Here is an 18,148-nt window from a genome sequence, read left to right on the forward strand (position 1 = left end):
CAATTGTCTCAGAGGATCGGAGATATCGCTTGGTGGTCAGATCATAGGCGTTGCCGATGTTGTGTCAGCGCTTGTTTCTAAACGAACATATCGCACCGCTTCAACCGCCGACGAGGTTGAAAAGATTCTGATGGACCTGATACCTCATCAGATGGACCCCGAAATTGTTCAGACTGCTCTGGATTGTTTAAGGGCTGAAGTAGACGAGATATTCATGGTAACTGACTATGCCCATGAAATGCAGAACGCCGTTCATCATTATCATTAAGCCGGCATTTAAACTGGGCACGCCTTAAACCAAGAACACGCCTAATCTAAAAACAGGCCCCCGCCTTTGCTCGCTTGGGGGGTCGAACTGGCGGGAGCCCGGCAGCTGTAGAGCCACAATTATTTATAGCACAGAACTTGGCTCAACTGACTGTAAATATTCATATTTGAACATATAATATCTTTGCTCACCACTCAGACTGAATTACTCCAAGCGTCCCAAACACCTTGTATAGTAGCAATGAGGCAAGGTGTTATTATTTTGTTGGTTGCGGGTGATTTGAACCTATAAACTTAACGCATTGATTTTATTGGGTATTTATATTTCTACCCAAATATGAGAAATGTAACCCACTGGAATATAAAGATATTTTTCATATGATTGGTTGCAGGGGCACGCAATCACTGATGCAGTCAATTGAAGTTGGCAGCTGTATTTTAACAACTACCGTATAAATCAAGGACGAACTAGCAGCTGAACCAAGACTCTTATTCTCTTCAGTTTTTTCGCTTGATTTTATACTACTGACCTACTTCAGTTCACGGAGGTTCATATATTTTTATGCTGAGCGTAAGCAGCGGAAACATCATTGGAGGGCACCAGGATTGTGACTTCGGTTCCCTTCCCAACCTCACTTTCAATAGCCAGCCTTCCGCCATGCATTTCGACCAGATGTTTACACAGCGGCAAGCCCAAGCCAGCCCCTTCATGGCTGCGCGACTGGGCACGTTCCACCTGCCCAAAGGGAAGCATAGCAAGTTCAATATCCTCCCGGCTCATACCGATTCCCTCATCTCGGATATAGAACACCAGATACCCGGAAGAATCACTTGCCAGACGTAGGGATACTTGACCGCCATGTAGGGAGAATTTAATGGCATTGGACAAGAGATTGGATAAGATTTGCCGAACGGCCCCCTCATCCATGCAAACCTCATCAATCTGCTGAGGGTTCTCAAAAGCGAGGCTTATACCTCCGGCAGCAGCCACAGGGGCAAATTCGTCATATTTTTCCTGAAGGACTTTTCCGATGTTGAACAGGGCCGGGGCAATATCAAATTTTCCGGTCTCGAGCCTGGATATTTCCAGTATATTGTCAAGCAGGACTAGTAACCTCTCTCCACTGCTATGAATGTTCTGGATATATTCCCTGTATTTTTCATGGCCCAGGCTGCCAAAATATTCCTCCATGATCATTTCAGAATATCCGATGACCACATTCAAGGGCGTGCGCAACTCATGGCTCATATTAGCGAGAAAGTCATTTTTTACCCGGCTGAGTTCCAACGCCTGTTGCATTAGTACATCCTGACGTTGCTTACATTTCTTTTGTTCTGTTATATCGGTTCTGACCGAGACATAGTGAGTTGGCAAACCGGAACTCTCGCCTAGAAAAGGAACGATTGTTGAATAGACCCAATACTCTTTTCCCGCCTTGTTCAGATTGCAGATTTCCCCCTGCCATACTTCTCCAGAGGAAATGCACCTCCAGATCTCCTCATAAAATTCCGGGCTGTGTTTCCCGGATTTGAGGATACGGTGATTTTGTCCCATTAATTCCGAGGAGGAATACCCGGAAGTGTCACAAAACTTCTGGTTCACAAAAATAATGGTACCTGATGTATCCGTGATCGAAACCAGAGCATGATGGTGAAGCGTCTTTTCCAGATTCCTCGTATAATTTTCCACCAATGTCAATTTCTCGCTACTGTCCGCATATTTGGCTTCTGTCTCGGCCTCACGGGTCTTGTCCCGAACAATGCCTGACACGGCCTTTAACCGCCCTTTGGCATCAATTTCAGGAACTCCTTTCACCTCTATAAACTTGCGCTCCCCTTCCATATTGGTAGTTACAAAAGTATGATTGAAAGGCTTACCTTTCTCGAACGCCTCTTCAAGGCTGTTTTTCAGTTCTCGTCGGTCATCCTCATCGAAAAGTTCACCTATGGTTTCCATCGTCGGCATAGAGTCTCGCACGAAAACCCCAAGAATCTTAGAAACCTCGGGAGACCAGTGAACATACCTCGTTTGTTTGTCGACCCGCCAAAATCCTGGACCTGCATCTTCCTCCATATTCAATAATCGCTTGCGGAGACTTCCATCTGCTGAAACGTTTGCTCCGACTTTCAGAAGATACTTCTTACCGCGCAGAAAGAAAACAAAGCTAGACCACTTCACCGAGATCACATTTTCGTTCTGATCTTCCTGCTCCAATACCCTCTCCTCGGGTTTGTCGCCATAAAGCTGTTTCTTCACGCTCCTGATTTCTCCGGATGTCAGGTCCGCAAAGACATCTTTCTCCGGCTCAGTGAGAGTATCGGAATGTTTTTCAGGGAAAGTCTCTTGATAACGCGGATTGGAGACAAGAAGTCGGCCTTCAAGATCAGTAACAACAAGAAACTTGTATTCGATTACGTAAAACCCTAAAAATTCCGTCAGAACTGAAAAAAAATCCATTGCGCCCTCTATGCTAGATTTCTGCCCCACATCAAACTCCCGACGCCTGCAAAGTGAATGTATTTTGCCTGGGCTTTACTTTTCTTTTTCTTCAGTGCAGTCTTTCCGGGTACCTTCGGCTTAATTTCAGAGATGTTTTGAGGAACAGTCTTTCGCAGCTGATCTCCTTGATGCGCGAGCGAGCCAGCGTCGGTTGGCGTTTAAATCAAAGCCAGGAGCGATAAAATAAGATAAAGGAAGACCGTACACCCTCTTAAGATTGCTCTTCCTATGACCGTTCATTAAGCCTAGGTTCTAACAACCCACCCCTCCACCACCTAAGATTTCAGATAATTCTAAATCAAGACAAAACCCGACTGCCACTATTCTAAGCTACGAGTTATCGGCTAATTTCTACGGATTCTTACATTTTGCTAGAATTATTTAACTGTTTTTCTATGCGACCCGTCGAACGTCCCCACATATTGATTTCTTGATCCAACGAGGGATGTAGTCCTCATTATCAAAACCATCTCCTCCAGGCCTTTTTTAGGACTTGTACCAGAAGGCCATTGAAGCTTAAAAAAGGTGAAATATTACAATATTTTAGTTGACAGAAGTCCATTTTCCAGAAGATGAACAATAGTGGATCATGACTAACATACAAAAGATATGCCTGTTGAAAGAGGCACCTTTCACTATTCCTACACTGAGCCGCTGGTTTGTCGACGAGTGGACGTCTTGGTACGGACCAGAGGGCAAGGGAAACTCCACAAGAGATTTGGAAGCCTGTCTGCAGCACGATAACCTACCTCTAGCCGTAGTTGCGCTTGATGACAACAATACTGTCTTGGGAACAGCAGCATTGAAACTCCAGTCGCTCGGAAGCGAGTTAGGATACGGGCCGTGGCTATCCGCACTTCTCGTCGGCCGCCCTTTCCGGCGGCAAGGTATAGGTAACTCTCTGATCCGCGCCATAGAAGACCAGGCCCGTCAGCTCGGTCTGAAACGTATCTATGTTTCTACAGACACGGCCATCTCCCTGGTCACACGGAGAGGGTGGATTCTAACAGGACAACAAGTGGCATCCCCTCGAGGAAGCGTTCCAATCCTTTATCGCAACCTATGATCGACCCGAAGATTACAACCGCCATCTCCGAATATAATGGGATTGGAGCTCAGATTCCGTCTGAAATGTCTATTTCTAAAATTTCGACTTTCTGACTTTTTCGATGTACTCTGAAATAGAACCTCTCCTATAAGGATCTTGGGCTATCCCTTTCAACAGATTCAACAATAGAAATACCCGACATAACACTAAATCTACGCCATTCCGGGCTTGGAAATTATTCAGAAGAAGCCAAGACTATGCTAGTGAGACAATTAATCAAACGCACAGAAGAAGAGACCTGTCTGCGAAAACATAAGGAGGTGCATCAAATGTTCGTTCCTTCACACTTGGCGAAGCGATCAATCCGGCACAGCGCGACGATGCTTTGTTCACCGTGCAACCCTTCCAGCACAGTCCGGCCCTTCTCTTTCATGTTAACCTTGCGGCGGATCGACCAGCGGGTCTATCGTCACAGGTTCAACCAGCAACGCAAATATTCACCGGGAAAACAGGTAACCAAGATATTGCCCCGCCCAAAACCTGAATTCTTCCTCTGCTGAAAGCCATTCCTTTAAAATTTCCGCGTCAGTCCATTTAACAGGTCTGAATATAACCTTTATCAGAGGCCTCCTTGTTGTTTGTCACAGTCACCAGCAGACAGCAGCGACATATATGACGGCTGTGATGACAATTGTCGCAATGATATTGAGAATGAGTCCTGCCCGCATCATTTCGGGTATGGAAAACATCTGAGTTGAAAAAGCAATTGCATTTGGCGCCGTTGCCACAGGCATCATGAAAGCGCAGCTTGAGGCCACAGCCCCAGCAACAGCGAAAAACAACGGATCCGCCCCGCTAGCTTCTGCAACCGGGCCAAGCACCGGTAAGGCTGCCGTTATGGTTCCGACATTGCTCGTGAATTCAGTCAGAAACACGATCGAACCAACAACAAGCGCCATCAACAAAACCAAAGATATCTGGCCGGTTCCCCGCAACTGGCTGCTCAGCCAGTCAGAGACACCGGTATCCGCTACTATCGCAGCAAGCGACAATCCACCACCAAACAGAATCAGCATTCCCCAGGGTATTTTCCTGGCAGTTTCCCAGTCCAGAATGGCGCCGGCATTACCTCCGGATGTATTTCCTGACGGCACTAGAAAAAGAACCAGCACACCAGAGAGTGCAATGACTGTATCGTTCAGGTTGGGAAGCCCGAGAATTTCCGATAGAAGAGGTCTGAGGATCCAGCAACCGGCAATCATAAGGAAAATAACAACAAGTCGTTTTTCCGACGTCGTTACTTTTCCCAGAGCAGTCATTTCGTCGTAAATGATTGAGGACACTACCGACGTTTCCTTCACGTCGAAACGAAAGGTGATCTTAGTCAGCACCAACCATCCGGCCGGCAGCAATAGCAGAGCTACAGGTACGCCGAACATGGCCCACTGAAGAAATGTCACCGTCTGACCGTAAGCTTCGCTCAGATATCCGGCAGCAATCACGTTAGACGGTGTCCCTATCAGCGTGGCGATTCCCCCGATGTTCGCGCCATAGGCCACACCGATGACAAGACAGACTAAGAACGGATGTCGTCCCGCCTCGCCACCAAGAACCGCCCGACCAACTGTTAGAGCGATGGGCATGATCATTAGGGTGCTTGCCGTATTACTGATCCACATGGATAAAAGAGCGGTAACAAACATAAAACCCGCGACCACATGTGACAAATTATGACCCACCCTCAACAGAATCCACATGGCGACGCGTCTGTGCAGGTTCCATTTTTCCAGGCTGGTAGCAATGATAAACCCGCCCAGCAACAACATTATTACCGGATGGGAGTAGGGCACCGCAACAGTCTTGAGATCAGCAACATCCAGCAAGGGGAAGATAATCAGCGGCAACAAGGAGGTGGCAGGAATCGGAATCGGCTCGAATACCCAGAATGTCGCCATGAGCATCGCAACACCGATTGTTTTCCAGCCGTCAGCGCTTAACCCGTCCGGAGGAGGTAAAAGCAACACGGTCGAGAACAGCAAAAGCCCCAAAAACAGCCCCGTTAGCTTAATAGAAGACATATTTCATCCTTTACATCCGACCGGGGGATATTCGCCTTGCGGGCCAAGCCTGGAAACGCAATCAACAGGGCCTTGTTTTTCTTAAAATAATAGTTGAAAAATTTGTTTGCCGCTGTGATGTTGCTGTCTCCAATATAATCAGCCAAGTAAGCCTCAATCGGTTCGCAGTAGTTATTATTTTTAGTTTGGTAAAACATATGCACGACTCAAATTATATTCAGCGAGTGTCCAACCGTCTTTGAAGACAGACACCATGAATTGCACAAAACCTACATCACACTGGCTCGGAAACTCTTCAGAAGAAACCGGGAATGTATCCGTGATTTCTCTAGTCGAACGAGTGGAAGAACGGACCGGTCTGTGGGAACATAAAAACCTGCTTCAAATGTTTATCTTTTCACATTTGACAAGACGAACATTCCGGTCCGTCACAATTGGGACTGCCAACCAAGTCAACCCGGAGTAAAATGAACCATGGGCAAAACAAGAGGGCAGTGATTTGGTTGGACCTCCGCACGGTTCACTCTTATCGTGGGGGGGACGGTGAACCGGCGGAGGCCCTGCAGCTTTACAAGCTGCACCTCTTCTTGGCACGCCAATGCCAGGATTTGTATTCATTTAGATCTGTCCCGAAAATCTACTAACGTCCAAACCTCTCCCATAGGCAAGATGCCTCTGTCTCTTCACACACCGTCTCGCTGGGAAAGCTATAAACCAAACCCGCCATAATGATATTGACGGCGAAATTGTCGTTGGAAAATGGAAGCCCCAAAGCGTCATACTCTAGAAAGTCTTTCTCGGACCAACTCAATCTGCCGTGGTAAAGATATGGGAGTTTCTCCTTCACAACCCAATCGAAGCGGTCCACCGATTTAGACATACCAGGAATATCATCAAGATATTGGCCAATTATGCTTTTACCAGTCACCTCGGCTGTTTCAGTCCCCACCAACCGAATTTGATATTTCTTCGTATCCTGCTCGACGTTGACCATAGCGATATAAGGCAATAAATGCGGCACATCAATTGGGCGAAAATCCTTTCTCCGCGGTATCGATCTTGCTCCCCTGATTTTACACCAGTAAAGGAACAACTCCTTGAGAACATTGGACTCTATATCCGAGAGATTAACAGGGGACTTAAACATACAACGCCCCTCCTTTCCACTGGCAATTACATTTTCTTTTAAACTTTAAATTCAGTCATACTGAAAATACAAAACCCTGATTGCGAAAAAACACCCCATACTCCCCCCATTTGACGGTCGTCGTCTCTGTTCACATTCTCCCGCTTACTTTTTTACCAAATGCACCGATGAGCAAGGGTAGGTATTCAATTTTAAAGTGTCTTCGACACGATAAAAACTTACAGGCTCCCCGGAGATAACAAAGAAACCTCTGTTCTCCTCATCAGAGAAATAGGCTCCCTCAAGGGACGGTTTTTCCATTCCAAAAAAAGTGAGAATCATACGTTCTTCCGTAACGAAGTGGATGCGCCTTACAATGCATTCTTCCTGCTTGCCGGCAAAAGTTTTGCCTTTGAGAGTATCGTATGATGTGGAGTGATCGGTACTACTACATCCGGCAAGGATACTGCCCCAAACTAAAAAAACTGCAATAAGGATTAATCGAATAATCTGCTTTCCACACACCTTTTTCTCCTCTCCGCCAAACCTATTTTGTCTAGAATGTAATTGTTGCAATGATTGTGTCTCCATAACTTCCAGATTCAACAGTTTGTCCCATTGGAACCAAGCCATAGATCACGAAATCATCCTGACAAACTGGTGTTTTGTTTTTCAATTTCTTGCATTTCTTTGGAGGCATCGCCTGGGTGCCACCTGTACCATCTCCCCAGATAATCGAATAGTTCTGTTTTTGATAAAGGTTATAGTTGAGCGGTACGCTCCCCTTCATCATCGTACGCGGACTGAATGATCCACTTACACCCGTATCAATCGCCAAAGAATAGGATACATTGGCAGTCGCACCGCTTATCAACTCACACGTCACACTGAGGCTTCCCGTGCTGCTCACGTCAGCGGGGTTAAGAACACTATAATTTCCGAACACGACATCCGTTGTCGAAACACTACAGCTGTAGTTGGCGAACGCTGGGTCAATAGTTCCCCAAACCAGAAAAAGTGAGACCAACCACTTTCTAATGACAGATAAAAACTGGAAGTACATTTTGCTCAACCTCTGACTGATTAGTATTGAAATCCACCTCAAACTCACATGTTTCTGATCCAACAGTCAGAAAATAACGTTCTAAAGAGGTTTGAGACGTCAAATAGACACGCCCCTCATAACCAACAGGTAGAGCGTCGGAATGATCCATAGTCTTAACTAGGGTCCCAGGTGGTGGAAATTCTCCACTGAGAAACTGAACAACTCCCTCTTTCCGGTAAATTTTAAGCGGTGTGAAACTGACAACAGACACTCTGCTCCGCCCAACAAGAACATCCGCTGAAGTTCGATTCATGCTTACGCTCAATGGAAGAACTGTGTCATCGATCGACACCTTGCCTGGAACGTGGGCAGACTGCGGAAAAGCCAGCCACCCTTCCTCCCCTGTTTCTCCAACTTTTCGATTGTTTATATAAACGGGAACTTGTGGCAATTGTGGAACCTGCACTAACACTGTTCCCCGATCTGCTTCCCGGGTGGCAATAAGCTTTCCCTCAGCGACAAGAAGCCCTCCCCCCAAATGCCCATGCCAGCCCATCTTACCAAAACGACGAAATAGATTCATACGCGCGTCAATGGCTGCTCCCCTGTATTCAAGCATGGCGCGTCCGTCCATTTCCTCTCCCACTCCCAGATCAATGTTATATCCAACGCCTGTTTCGCCTCCGATCGACTTTCCAAAGCCTAGCCTTGCTTGACGCGTTCCATCGGTGTGACGTTGTAGTTCGCTCGAAACACGCTTGCCACCTCCGAGCGGTACAGTCCAGGACAAGCGAATACCCAGTTCGTTTGTTTCTCCTTCAATCCACATTCCACCAACTGACAAATAACCCATTTCCCCGAGGGTTCTTGAATAATTGAGCGAAACGAAACCAACATCATCGTCTGTGCGACTATTCATCCAATGAGCGGAAACATTCATCATTCCCCCAAACAAACGCCGACTTCCCCAAAAATTATATCGGGTCTCTACATGTTGTTCGTCGCTCCCACCAACCTGCCGATAGCTCTGGCTGACATAACTGACATCACCGCCGAAATTAAAAGTTGGAGACTTTCTACTGAACGAGACCCGAAACATATATCCTACGGGAGGTCCAACCTCATCCGGCTCCAGCTTCCAGCTGAGACCAGTTCCGAAAGAAAGTACTCCCAAATGACCGAGCATAACCTCGCCACCTAAAACCCCATCAATTACACTTTCATTTGCCTCGAGAGCCCCGGATAACGTAAAGTTACCGGATAAGCCGTAACGGAGAATGCCTTGTGCAAATGGTTGGGAATATTGGAAGTCCTCTTCCGCCCAGGAGTCACGCTCCCATCCTAACGTTACTCCATAAGCCGCAATATCCTCCCCCAGGAGTTCTGTTGCAATATAAACGGGATACCTGCCAATGGTTGTTCCTCCCTCGTGGTTCCTGGTCATGAGTTCGATCTCCGAAAAACCGTCCGGTGCCGGGATATCTCCAATACCGAAACGACCACGAGGGATTTGGGCTTGAAAACGGGAACTTCCATTCACTCTGAGGTCAACGTTTTCCGAAGTCATCAACAATCCGCTCACCATAGGTAGAGAATAGGAGACAAAATCGGGATCTATATCAAAATTACTGAACCAGCTGATACCTCGATAAGTAACCGGTGCGACTACCGACATCCCTCTGGTAATACCATCTCCAATGACTAAGGTTCTATGCCCTTCTATATCATCGAAAATTGCTGAACTTTCCAGATGATATAAATCGCCCTTTTCACCCGATACCCCCCAACGGCTGTGCACAACCCCCCAGTTCCCGGAAATACCAATGTTGCCTGCCCCCAGACCGTATATTTTACCATCAGCTACATAGGCCTCAAGGTCATAATCAAGAAAAAATGCCGTCACTGCATCAGACGTGACAGCGGCAGGAGAGCCTTTTTTTCTTCCGCCGGCACTCACTTTGGTCAGGCAATAGTGGCAAGGAGATAACTGAACGTGCAAATGAGCATGTGCGGAATCATAATGAAAAGAAGCACTCTCATCCTGCTCAAATGGCCTATACAGATCCCCATCCAACAAGAGATAACTCCCACTGTCCTCGATCCTGAACGCGTCCAATTTTCCCTTTGGAAGTGCCCAGACACCTTTCTGCCGGAACACAACTATCGGCTCTTTTCCCCCTTGGTCATTTATGGTGAGAATTACAACCATGGGAGTCCAGGCCTCCTTCCCTATTACAGCGTTGTTCACCGAAGAAATAACCGATGAAGCCGCGAGTTGTTCAGGGACGGCGAGCATCGCGCCCGTTAATAACAATACTAAAATTCCCCACATCGCTTTCTACATTAAGCACCTCCACAGATGATGCCTCCTTCATCTCGGTCGGGCAGGAAAGAGCAAGCGTCGTAACACCCAGTATGTAAAGTGGCGCTCTGAACTTAAATGTGTTCTTATTTGATTTCGCCTCCACTGACAGAAGCTTCGCATGGCGAGAACCCGAATTCTTTACATTAAGAACGCATTTGTCGCTCTGTTTTTCGTAAAACAGCTCCAGGGGCCCCGCCTCTGCCTCTCTGCCCCCCACAAATAATGGCAATACATATCGCATACGCAACGAAAGCCCCCCTCCGGAAGACGGTGATCGAGGCAACTCATCTATTACCAAACGATATGCCTTCTCGCGCTCCGGATCGGCAGATATTCCTGATTTTAATGCATACCGAATAGTTTGCTGTTCATTAGGGCCAATACGCATAATAGGTGGGGTCAGAATAATATCGTTAGACTTGACCAGAACGTCATGCCCTTTCTTCTTCTGCTGCCAGCCAAAAATGCTTGCCTGCAGAGTGACCTCCTTGTCCTTCTGGTTAATCACATTGACTTTGCCGCCTCGAGAGCCATCAGCGTCCAATGTGAGGTGTATCGGTCGTATCACGATCCCGGTACCTGCAGATGCTGAAAGAGAGGAAACGCCCATCAAAATGAAAATGGCAAACAGAAAAAATACTAAGGACACTCTCCACACAATTCACCCCCTCATCTAGCTATTGAAGCCCATATTCCAAACCGACCATCCGTCACAGGAGCCAAACTTTCCTACGCATGACAAGAATTCTCAGAAACTCACCGTTACAGTGATTGTATCACTGTAACTTCCCACCACGGCGGGTTGGTTAGCAGCGATCTGACCATAGACTGTAATAGCCTGATCCAACCCATCTCCCGTACCAGATACGACGTCGGTACCAGAAGTTTCACCCCAAACCATATTGTGAGCTGCATCCTGATACAGCGAATAACTCAAGGTGTCGCTGCCGCCACCACCCGTCATCTTACGAATAGCCGTTGTCGCACCGCTACCAGTTCCGGCATTCAGAAAAACTTCGTATGCTGTTGAACTCGAGCATTTTACCGTAATGCTTGTTGTCGCCTCCACTGCAAGACCAGTGGTTACAGAATAATCCGGGAAAGCCAGATCTGAAGCACTGACAATACATTCCGCCAATACTGTCGCTGTAACATTAAACGTTGTTGTACTGGTCGCAGCATAGAGACGCCCCCCCAAGCTGCTAAACAAAACTGCAAGAAAAATCAGACTAAATTGTCGTAAACACTTTAATATCATTACTTTATAGTCCCTTTGCCTTTTGTGTTGACACTTCCACACGCCGCCTCAACCCTCAAGAGTTAACTATTTCCATAAAACGGCAGTCTATTTATGCATGTGATGCCCCCGCCACCAGCCAGATGGCACACTCGACAGATGGCGGGGCCATCGCTCTCAGAAAACCGACACGGCACTAACCCAAACACCTTGAACGGTAGAATATCTACAATTCAGGTAGAGAGCACATTTCGTAGAAATACACTCAAGTATGTGTATAAGGCTGCCACTTTCCCGATAGGAAAGCGAGCCTGGAATACTACGAAAGAGTGAGTAAATTCTACGCCATTCTCCGCTTTACAGGCCTGCTAGCGTTTATTTGGAGGGGAAAAGCCAAAATAATTAACAGTTGCTTAATTATTTCAGTTTTCTTCCCTGAAACCACACGTTCAGGGTATCCCTCCATCCACCGGAAAGAGATTTTCTAAAGACGTGCCGAGCGTATCTACTTCCGTTCACCAGCGGTAGGATTCAGGAAACACTCAAGCATCGATTCGGGACTTATGATCGACTTACCATGAATTGAGCTGATCGAAAGTAACTTGGGCATATTTATCAGGATAGTCGCCACTTAAACCATGGACAGTAGATTATAGTATGGATACCTGCTCAATTCGCAGCCCCGGCAACTTCTCACCAGTCAGGATCTCGGAACCGAAGTAAAATTCGACATATTCAGTCGCTCACACCTACACTCGGTTCCTCAAATCAGTTCATTCCCTGGCTGTGGATAGCAAGTCATCTAGTTTTTCATGCAATTTGTTTAAATCAATAGGCTTTTGAAGTTGCAAATAATGGTCTGCCCCCCCAAATTCCACACTAAAATTTGCATCAAAATTACCGCTGATGAAAATAATTTTATCGCTTCGACAACGTTCCAGAAACTCGTGTGCAACCTGATATCCGTTCATTAACGGCATCTCAACATCCGTGATCAACGCATCGCAAGTCGAGTGCGCGAAAAATCTAATTGCCTCTACAGGATCACTGAAAAGGAAAGCTTTATACCCCCAAAACCCCAAAAGCTCCGGAATTTCCTCCAAAAAGTCTTTATCATCATCTACAACGGCTATTGTCCTGGAAAAAGTTGAGCACATGTCGGCTTATTCCCTGCGAACAAATTCATGTGAATTTGGTTCCTTATATAATAGATTCCGAAGTAAACCTGTCATCAATCACGTCCCTTTGTTCAGGTATTGGAAGAACAATAGTGAAAATCGTTTTCCCCGGCGCAGAACTCTCAAGATACATACGTCCCCCCATATACTGCACAACATTCTGGGAAAGTGACAAGCCAACTCCAGAGCCTCCTGTCTCCTTCTTTGTCGTAAAAAATGAGTCGAACACTTTACCTTGAATTTCCTTTGTTACGCCAATTCCCGTATCAATGACTGAGATCTTCAAATAGGCCTCGTTGGCGCCCGGTTTTATAATAATCGTAATTTTTTCCTGATCCGAATTGTCGCGTTTCTTCTGCAAAATTGCATCTTTCGCATTCAACACCAGGTTCAGTAGCGCCTGTTCAAAAAAAACAATATCTCCATCCAGATAGGGTAACGCCATCTCTACATTTACATCCAAACTTATATTCTTCAGTTCCAGGGATGTCCGCATCAGTTCGACAATATTGCCAAGAGCCTTTCCCAGGAAAAATCTTTGCCTTCGAAAAGCATTCTGCCGATACAAGAAACTTATATGCCCGATGAAGTGTGAAATCCTATCGATTTGAGAGGAAATCTTCAGCGCTTTTTGAACCACATAATCTCTGTCGTTACCATCAAAGTTGGCCAAGTTCGACGCCGCCATCTTTATTACATTTAGCGGCTGATTCAACTCATGAATAATGTTGGATGACATTTCACCCAACAACTCAAGTCTGTTCTTGTGAAGATCTTTTTCTTTCATTTCCGGTTAAGATACGCCTTCAAACAAACTTCGAATTTTTCAATATCCAAGGGTTTACAAAATATCGCCAGCGGGCTGTTCCTGTTTTGAGACAACTCCGCCTCAATCTCATCCAAACCGCTTATCACAAAGAAAATCTGCTTCGGGTTTACTCCCAAAACCAGATCCAATAGCCTCCCGCCACCGTAGCCGGGAAGATCAAGATCCATACAAACAATTGCATCAGGATCGTTTATAATTGAATGAATGGCATCTTCAGCCGAATGAAACACTAAAGACCTGATACGAAGCCTCTCAAGATACTCCGTCATCTCGCTGATAAAATCAGCATCATCGTCAACCAATATCACGCTTCGGCTAGTCACCAGCATTTCCCGCTTCAAAAGGATCCGGATTGAACTCCCCGCATAACCTCATACTCGCAAGAAATTTTCTAAGCCTTCTCCTCCCTGTCTCTGTAAAAACGACAAATGAACGACGCCGACTCCTGGTATCATGCCTTTTTTCAACGATTTTAAGCTCCTCCAACTCGTTAATTTTACGCTCTAGCGTAGCTTGAGGTAACTGTGTTGCAGTACACAGGGAGGTCATAAATGACAATTTCCTTGAATTCTCACACTGAAGCATCTCTCTGACAATAAGTAGAGCTTCCTGGCTTAAACTGTTGCTCAAGAAATTTTGATTAGCTAGGACAAGAATAGAGAAAGATCTAAATAATTGTTCCGGCGTGGAATGTATAATACCGGAGTAATCCAGAACTGCCGAACCTGATTGCACAGGCCTCAACTGGTACGATAGTGGAGATACCAAGACCGGAAAATTCAAACTTTCAAAATCCACAACTTGCTCATCCGGCCTCTCCTTTCCCCTGATCTGTCCGACCACATTGTTGTAGATCGTGAGTTTGTTAACAAAACTGTCCGTCATATTGTCGTCATCCGGATCAAACATGGTGTGTTGAAGATGTTCGTTATAATTATATTCTGATAACGATATGCTTTCCTTGAGCGCATCAGGATTAATCGGCTTGACCAAATAATTCACAACATTTTTATCCAACCCGTGGACCAAGTCATCCAGATTGGGATGTCCCGTTACCAATATGGCCTGGATACCTCGCTCACGAAGTGCACCACTATGCAGCCGGTCCAATAACTCAACCCCGTCCATAATCGGGAGCCTCACATCGGTGATAACAATACCGATATTGAGATTGGTACTGATAACCTTCAAAGCATCGACACCAGTTGTTGATGTGTGGCAAATGTACCCAAAACTTTCGATATATTCATGCAGTTCGGACAGAAACTCTTCATCATCGTCAACGATGAGAATTTCCGGGTTTTCCCAGGTGCCGTTTGACTTATCCCTATATTGCGATCTCATTCACTCATACCATCATTCAAAAGATAGTTCGGGATACGGAGGGCAAGAAAAAGGTCCCTAAATTGGATAAGTAACAGCTTGCTGTCGCTGCCAACCCAAAGGTATTTCCAGTGCCCGCAAATTCTTCCTGATCCCGCAGCTCCTCGAGCTTTCTTCTGATCATATTTCCAGATCCTCCCGCAGAGCCATTTCTGCTGCTTCAGGCTTGTGAAACAAATACCCTTGAAACCGGGGGACACCCAGCCGCTTGAGTTCACCAAAGACTTCTTCCGTCTCCACACCTTCTACAACCAGATTAATGTCGAGACTTTCTGCAATAGAACATGCTGCAGAAACGACGGCTTGATCCACAGGACTTGAGAGAATATCTGCAACCAGGGAGCGTTCAATCTTGATGCCGTCAACAGTCAACGTTTTCAGAAGATCAAAAGAGTTATATCCTGTCCCAAAATCATCGAGATAGACGGGGACATCAAGTGAGCGGATTTGTTCTATAAACTCTATTTCCTCAGGAGACCAGTGTACTTCATCCGTCTCTGTGATTTCCACCATAAGCCGTTTCGCTGCTTTCGGGTTTTCGGAAAGCCGCTCCAGAAACCATTCCCTGAATAGATGATCACATAAAGAAGCTGCTCCAATATTGATCGCCAGATAACGGCCATCTGATGGGAAACTGTCATCACTGACCAACTCAATAGCCTTAGTCACAACTTCTTCATTGATTTTGGTGATCATGCCAAAACGCCTGGCCGCAGGCATAAACACTCCAGGCGCAATCACTCCACCATCCTCTTTCGGCATGCGGATCAACGCCTCATAGCCCAGTGTTCTTAACTCAGGGGAGACCACTCTCTGGAGAAAAAGTTCAAAACTGTGTTCTGATAAACCCTCTTGAATTTGATTAAGCCAATCAACCGACTGCCGCGCTTCAACAATCGAGGAATCATCGAACCGAAAGACGTGTATGTGCCCCCTCCCTTCCTGTTGCGCTATCTCGCATGCAGCGACAACTTCCGACATAAATTCTTCCGACTGAACTTCAGGTCTGTCCAGAACAGTCATGCCGGCACTTGCAGTCACCGAATAAACCCGTGCATTGTAAAGAAAACGATACTCCTCAATAGCCCCAACCAGTCTTTCCGCAACAGCTCTTGCTTTATCAAGGGATAGATCATGCAAGAGGACAGCAAACTCATCACTCCCGATACGCCCAATGATATCGCCATCCCGGATAGAGGTCATGAGCACCCAAACAATATTCTCAAGCATCTTATCCCCCGCATCGCGGCCGCAGCTATCATTAATTACTTTGAACTGATCCAGATCGATAAGCAGGAGAAATGCAGGGTTCTTGTCTGTTATGGTCCGCCGGGCAACATCAATTTGTTCAGAGAAACCACGACGATTCAGCAACGCCGTTTGCTCATCATGGGTTGCGAGCCAGCTCAAATGTTCCATCAGGGCCACCTGTTCTGCAGCATCACGCAGCACGAGAATTGCCCCCGCAGGTCCAGCTTCCCCGCCCGGTAGCCTCACACATGACAGGGTTACGATACTGGAGTTGTCTCCAACTCCCTTGATGTTTACAAACCTATGAATGTCTATTGTTGGCCGACCTTTCAGCGCCTCATCAACAGGATTGGCCATCTGTCGACCTGTAGCGCGATCGAACACCGACAATATGGAGCCAGCTTTTTTACCGATTATATTCTTAACATCAGTGCCGATAATATTTGCGGCTGCTTTATTACAAAGTCTGATCACGCCCTCAATATCAGTTCGTATCAGACCCTCCGTCATCGAAGATATTGTAATATTGGCAAGATCGTTCGCCTCCCGCAGCGCCGATTGTGTTTGTTTAAGACCTGAAATGTCATAGCTCCTGGCCAGGACCAGAATGACTGTTCCGTTTTCATCTTCAATTGGCTCGAAATAGACTTCCTTGGTTCGAATCTCACCCTGGGCATCACATTGATCAATTTCAAAGAAGATACTCTCCCCCGCAACGGCTTCCCGGAACCTCCGCTTCACGCGCTTGCGATCATCATCGTCAATCCAGCAGGATTCTTCCCATAATATCGGATCTCCTTTAACATCCGAACCCGACCCGGCAGGAGTTGATGAAATAGAGTCTGCTGAGACACGTTTCCCTTCCGGGGTATAGATACTCATAAAACGTTGCGTGGCATCAAAATAGGTGCGGAACCGCTGGTTAGTCTCATCCAGTCGGCGTTCAAGGTTTTTGCGCCAGCCGATATCCCTATAGACAAAATTTAGATAGAGTTGTCCGCTCAATGTAAAGCACAAAGCCGAGACCTCTGCTTCCACAACCCCTCCATCAGCTCGCTTAAGCTGTGTCAGATAGACCGGAGCAAATGTTGCCTCACCATCGTGCTTCTGATTATTTGCAAAAATTTCCTGGAAGTACCGCGTGTCCCAATCAGATAGCCATGCACCCACAAGTTTCGAAGGGTCGCGTCCCAGCATTCTTGCAAGAGCTGTATTCGCTTTCACGACTTTCAGATTCTCCAGAGAGATTACAACCATTCCGTCGCGAGAGTTCTCAAAACCGATAGTTTGCAGCTCCTCGCCGATCTCGGAGTTGCTCTCTATCCCGTCAATCCCATTTTTCTCTTTGCAAATGACATAAACATATCCCAAGCCATGGAGTGAAAACGCGGCAACACTCACCTGCACAGGCAGCAAACTGCCATCCTTTCGGCGCCAAGATGTTTCCATGAAGCCTTGTCCACCCCCACGATAACTTAACTCGTGAGATCTCTCGAGTATCTCGTCCTTGCTTGCCTCCGCATCCCAATCCCAGGGATGGAGCCCCAGAACCTCCTCATAGTCCAGTTGTAGCATCTGTAAGAAAGCCTGATTGGCCTCCACAACTTCCAACTCGCGGCGATAATCAAGAATGGCAATACCGTCAGTAGACGTTTCAATGGCAACTTTGATCAGAGGATCACAACCAGACTTGGCTTGTGCGTCAAGTCCATTACCCTCCTCTCGATGCAATTGCGTTTGACTGGGTCCCTGTACACTTTGACTGGTGGGTTCATGCGTCATACCATACTGTCCTTTCTCATTCAGTCAGCCACATATTGCCCTGAAACACTCTTTCAACT

Annotated in this window: 14 protein-coding genes and 1 pseudogene; 2 read left to right on the forward strand and 13 right to left on the reverse strand. The window is 46.5% G+C overall.

Annotated elements, in window-relative coordinates:
* A pseudogene (locus tag FIV46_RS18195) lies at positions 1-268 on the forward strand (hypothetical protein); the annotation flags it as partial.
* Between the two features lie 549 nt (positions 269-817).
* Here the strand turns inward: FIV46_RS18195 and FIV46_RS09405 are convergent.
* Positions 818-2,755, reverse strand: coding sequence for a PAS domain-containing sensor histidine kinase (locus FIV46_RS09405; protein WP_139940674.1), 1,938 nt, complete (start codon positions 2,753-2,755; stop codon positions 818-820).
* 601 nt (positions 2,756-3,356) lie between these two features.
* Between FIV46_RS09405 and FIV46_RS18455 the strand changes: the two genes are divergently transcribed.
* Positions 3,357-3,833, forward strand: a complete 477-nt coding sequence (locus FIV46_RS18455) for a GNAT family N-acetyltransferase (protein WP_139940675.1) — start codon at positions 3,357-3,359, stop codon at positions 3,831-3,833.
* 629 nt (positions 3,834-4,462) lie between these two features.
* Here the strand turns inward: FIV46_RS18455 and FIV46_RS09415 are convergent.
* From FIV46_RS09415 to FIV46_RS09470, 12 genes are all read right to left on the reverse strand, one after another.
* Positions 4,463-5,893, reverse strand: a complete 1,431-nt coding sequence (locus FIV46_RS09415; protein WP_139940676.1) for an SLC13 family permease — start codon at positions 5,891-5,893, stop codon at positions 4,463-4,465.
* Positions 5,894-6,533: 640 nt separating this feature from the next.
* The gene (locus tag FIV46_RS09420) at positions 6,534-7,040 is read right to left on the reverse strand and encodes a PAS domain-containing protein (protein WP_139940677.1); all 507 of its coding nucleotides are present in this window, start codon (positions 7,038-7,040) and stop codon (positions 6,534-6,536) included.
* Positions 7,041-7,184: 144 nt separating this feature from the next.
* Positions 7,185-7,625 (reverse strand): hypothetical protein, encoded by a 441-nt coding sequence (locus tag FIV46_RS09425; RefSeq protein ID WP_139940678.1) that lies wholly within the window; start codon positions 7,623-7,625, stop codon positions 7,185-7,187.
* A complete protein-coding gene (locus FIV46_RS09430; protein ID WP_139940679.1) occupies positions 7,576-8,082 on the reverse strand; it encodes a Csu type fimbrial protein in 507 nt (168 codons plus the stop codon). The genes FIV46_RS09425 and FIV46_RS09430 overlap by 50 nt, the downstream gene beginning before the upstream one ends.
* Positions 8,054-10,273 carry a fimbria/pilus outer membrane usher protein gene (locus FIV46_RS09435; protein WP_181163162.1) on the reverse strand — a complete coding sequence of 740 codons (2,220 nt, stop codon included), beginning with the start codon at positions 10,271-10,273 and terminating at the stop codon, positions 8,054-8,056. The genes FIV46_RS09430 and FIV46_RS09435 overlap by 29 nt, the downstream gene beginning before the upstream one ends.
* Positions 10,274-10,343: 70 nt before the next feature.
* Complete coding sequence (locus FIV46_RS09440) at positions 10,344-11,078, reverse strand: fimbrial biogenesis chaperone (RefSeq protein WP_139940681.1); 735 nt, start codon at positions 11,076-11,078, stop codon at positions 10,344-10,346.
* A gap of 99 nt (positions 11,079-11,177) precedes the next feature.
* The gene (locus FIV46_RS09445; protein ID WP_139940682.1) at positions 11,178-11,687 is read right to left on the reverse strand and encodes a Csu type fimbrial protein; all 510 of its coding nucleotides are present in this window, start codon (positions 11,685-11,687) and stop codon (positions 11,178-11,180) included.
* A gap of 752 nt (positions 11,688-12,439) precedes the next feature.
* Positions 12,440-12,823 carry a response regulator gene (locus FIV46_RS09450; protein WP_139940683.1) on the reverse strand — a complete coding sequence of 128 codons (384 nt, stop codon included), beginning with the start codon at positions 12,821-12,823 and terminating at the stop codon, positions 12,440-12,442.
* Positions 12,824-12,866: 43 nt separating this feature from the next.
* Positions 12,867-13,631 (reverse strand): sensor histidine kinase, encoded by a 765-nt coding sequence (locus FIV46_RS09455; RefSeq protein ID WP_139940684.1) that lies wholly within the window; start codon positions 13,629-13,631, stop codon positions 12,867-12,869.
* The gene (locus FIV46_RS09460) at positions 13,628-13,996 is read right to left on the reverse strand and encodes a response regulator (protein ID WP_181163163.1); all 369 of its coding nucleotides are present in this window, start codon (positions 13,994-13,996) and stop codon (positions 13,628-13,630) included. Before FIV46_RS09460 ends, FIV46_RS09455 begins: the two co-directional genes overlap by 4 nt.
* Positions 13,989-15,017, reverse strand: a complete 1,029-nt coding sequence (locus tag FIV46_RS09465) for a response regulator (RefSeq protein WP_139940686.1) — start codon at positions 15,015-15,017, stop codon at positions 13,989-13,991. The genes FIV46_RS09460 and FIV46_RS09465 overlap by 8 nt, the downstream gene beginning before the upstream one ends.
* 159 nt (positions 15,018-15,176) lie before the next feature.
* A complete protein-coding gene (locus FIV46_RS09470) occupies positions 15,177-18,089 on the reverse strand; it encodes an EAL domain-containing protein (RefSeq protein ID WP_139940687.1) in 2,913 nt (970 codons plus the stop codon).
* Between the last annotated feature and the right edge of the window lie 59 nt (positions 18,090-18,148).

The organism is Emcibacter nanhaiensis, from assembly GCF_006385175.1.
In the GTDB taxonomy this organism is placed as follows: Bacteria; Pseudomonadota; Alphaproteobacteria; order Sphingomonadales; family Emcibacteraceae; genus Emcibacter; species Emcibacter nanhaiensis.